Source organism: Mesorhizobium sp. M7A.F.Ca.CA.002.09.1.1 (assembly GCF_003998555.1).
Lineage (GTDB): Bacteria > Pseudomonadota > Alphaproteobacteria > Rhizobiales > Rhizobiaceae > Mesorhizobium > Mesorhizobium ciceri.
Window position 1 is genome coordinate 1 of sequence record NZ_RZRR01000726.1, and the last position, 2,932, is coordinate 2,932.

At 62.1% G+C, this 2,932-nt stretch carries 3 protein-coding genes and 1 pseudogene; all 4 read left to right on the forward strand.

Going from position 1 to position 2,932, the window contains the following annotated elements:
• A pseudogene (locus EN994_RS25170) lies at positions 1-291 on the forward strand (MBL fold metallo-hydrolase); the annotation flags it as partial.
• Between the two features lie 110 nt (positions 292-401).
• Positions 402-806, forward strand: a complete 405-nt coding sequence (mce, locus tag EN994_RS25175) for a methylmalonyl-CoA epimerase (RefSeq protein WP_063168232.1) — start codon at positions 402-404, stop codon at positions 804-806.
• Complete coding sequence (locus EN994_RS25180) at positions 803-1,087, forward strand: DUF1467 family protein (protein WP_013531106.1); 285 nt, start codon at positions 803-805, stop codon at positions 1,085-1,087. Before mce ends, EN994_RS25180 begins: the two co-directional genes overlap by 4 nt.
• Positions 1,088-1,719: 632 nt before the next feature.
• A partial coding sequence (gene proS, locus EN994_RS25185) for a proline--tRNA ligase (protein ID WP_127307895.1) occupies positions 1,720-2,932 on the forward strand: 1,213 nt, incomplete at its 3' end.

Genomic DNA, 2,932 nt, shown 5'->3' on the forward strand with positions numbered 1-2,932 from the left:
CGCAAATTGTCCTTTGCCGGCCACGTGGCGGTCAATGTCGTGCTGGACGACAAATATGAGCTTGCCGGCGACCCCGATCTGGTCGCCATCGGCGTCGCCGAGGCCGATGGCCGTGGCGAGTCGCTGGAAGATCTGATGATCGATGCGGCAATCGGCGCGGTGGACTCGATCCCCCGTCAGCGCCGAAAAGACCTCGACCTGGTGCAGGAAGCAGTGCGGCGCGCCGTGCGCGGCGCCGCCAACGAAGCCTGGGGCAAGAAGCCGCTGGTGACGGTGTTCGTCACTCGCTGAGGGGAGTGGGGCAGTAAGGGAGTAGGGCAGTAGGGATTTCGATACGAGGCAGGTCAGCTTTTCCCCTATTGCCATACTGCCCTATTGCCATACTGCCCTGAGGAAAACCTATGCTCGGACGTCTGAACCATGTCGCGCTTGCCGTGCCGGATCTGGCTGCTGCCGTAGCGGCCTACCGCAACACGCTCGGCGCGGAGGTTACGGCGCCGCAGGCACTGCCGGAGCACGGGGTGACGGTGGTGTTCGTCAATGTCGGCAACACCAAGGTCGAACTTCTGGAGCCTTTGGGCGAGGGATCGCCGATCGCCGCCTTCCTGGAGAAGAACCCCTCCGGCGGCATGCATCACCTTTGCTATGAGGTCGACGACATCCTGGCCGCGCGCGATCAGCTCAAGGCCGCCGGCGCCCGCGTGCTGGGCGACGGCAATCCGAAGATCGGCGCGCACGGCAAGCCGGTGCTGTTCCTGCATCCGAAGGATTTCTTCGGCACGCTGATCGAACTGGAGCAATCATGAGCTGGGTTTCGTTCACCGCCCTGTTTTTCGCGACCTGGTGGGTGGTGCTGTTCGCCGTGCTGCCGTTCAGCGTGAGGACGCAGGACGACGATCACGACGTGACGCTCGGCACGGTTCCGAGCGCGCCGCGTGGGCCTCACATGCTACGCGCCGTGATCCGCACCACCATCGCCACCGCGATCCTGATGGGCATTTTCTATGGCCTGACGCATGGGCTGGGATACAGCCTCAACGACATCCCGCACATCGTGCCGGAATTCAGCCAGACGCCGGCTAAATAGACTGTCCAGCGACGGCGTTTTCATATGTCGGACCGGGCGGGTTTCGGCGGGGAACGTCGTGCCGTTTTGCGGCCTGACGAGCGCTGACGCTGGGTAAGGTGGTTTGGCAACGCGTTGCGCTAAGCAGATGATTGCACAAAAAAAATGCAAGGCACGAGGCCTTGCAATTTAAACGCGTCCGATCTGTTTCCGGTTTCCGGCGGCAGCGAGTAACCGCGCCTAGATCGCATCCTCCCAAGACTTTGACCGCGTAGGAGAGCAGATTTTTTTCTGCCCTCTCGGTTATCGAGGTACATTAGCCTAAGGCGAATGAAAATGTCACGAAGAATTTTGCCTTGAAACGGGCATTCTCGTGCTGCACTGCACAATAGTGTGGCAGGCGTTGCTTGGCGAACGATCACCAAGACGCGCACAGTGACCGGGAGGCCTTGCAGCGCCATGGGTCTTCTGGACGGGCGAACGGCGGTGCGACGCTTCTGATCCCGGCTACCCATGTTTTTTGGAAATCGATTCCGCTTTTCGGGCCGAAGCGTCCGGGTTCCCATTCCGCCTTGAAATGGCTATGAAGCCGGGTCAAGCAAGCCAAAGTCGCGCCGATTCTGACGCGACCCTCCTCACTCACGGACCTGCCCATGCGTTTGTCGCGCTATTTCCTGCCGATCCTCAAAGAAAATCCGCGCGAGGCCGAGATCGTCTCGCACCGGCTGATGCTGCGCGCCGGCATGATCCGCCAGCAGGGGCAGGGCAGTTTCTCGTGGCTGCCGCTCGGCAAGCGGGTGCTGGACAAGGTATGCCGCATCATCCGCGAGGAGCAGGATCGCGCCGGTGCGCTGGAAATCCTGATGCCGACCATCCAGTCGGCCGATCTGTGGCGCGAAAGCGGCCGCTATGACGACTACGGCAAGGAGATGCTGCGCATCAAGGACCGGCAGGACCGCGACATGCTCTACGGCCCCACCAATGAGGAAGTGGTCACCGAGATCGTCCGCGCCTATGTGAAGTCCTACAAGGACCTGCCGCTCAATCTCTACCACATCCAGTGGAAGTTCCGCGACGAAGTGCGGCCGCGCTTCGGCGTCATGCGGTCGCGCGAGTTCCTGATGAAGGACGCCTATTCCTTCGACCTCGACTTCGAAGGCGCCAAGGCGGCCTACAACAGGATGTTCGTGTCCTATCTCCGGACTTTTACGCGCATGGGGCTGCAGGCTATACCGATGCGGGCCGACACCGGGCCGATCGGCGGCGATCTCAGCCATGAATTCATCATCCTGGCCGACACCGGCGAGAGCCAGGTCTACTGCCACCGCGACTATCTTGCGCTCGATGTGCCCGGCGCCAACACCGATTTTGCCAACGACACCGAGATCGCCGACATCGTCAAAACATGGACGACGCCCTACGCCGCCACCGACGAGATGCATGACGAGGCGGCGTGGGAGAAGATCGGCGAGAGCGACAAGGTTTCGGCGCGCGGCATCGAGGTCGGCCACATCTTCCATTTCGGCGACAAATATTCCAAGCCCATGGGCGCCAAGGTGACCGGACCCGACGGCAAGGATCATTTCGTCTCCGGCGGCTCCTACGGCATCGGTCCGTCGCGGCTGGTCGCGGCGATCATCGAAGCCAGCCATGACGACAACGGCATCATCTGGCCGGACGCGGTGGCGCCGTTCGACATCGGACTGATCAACATGAAGGCGGGCGACGCCGAGTGCGACGGCGTCTGCGACGAACTGCATGCCGCTTTCGTCGCCGCCGGCAAGGACGTGCTCTACGACGACACCGACCAGCGGCCCGGCGGCAAGTTCGCCACCGCCGACCTGATAGGTCTTCCCTGGCACTGTC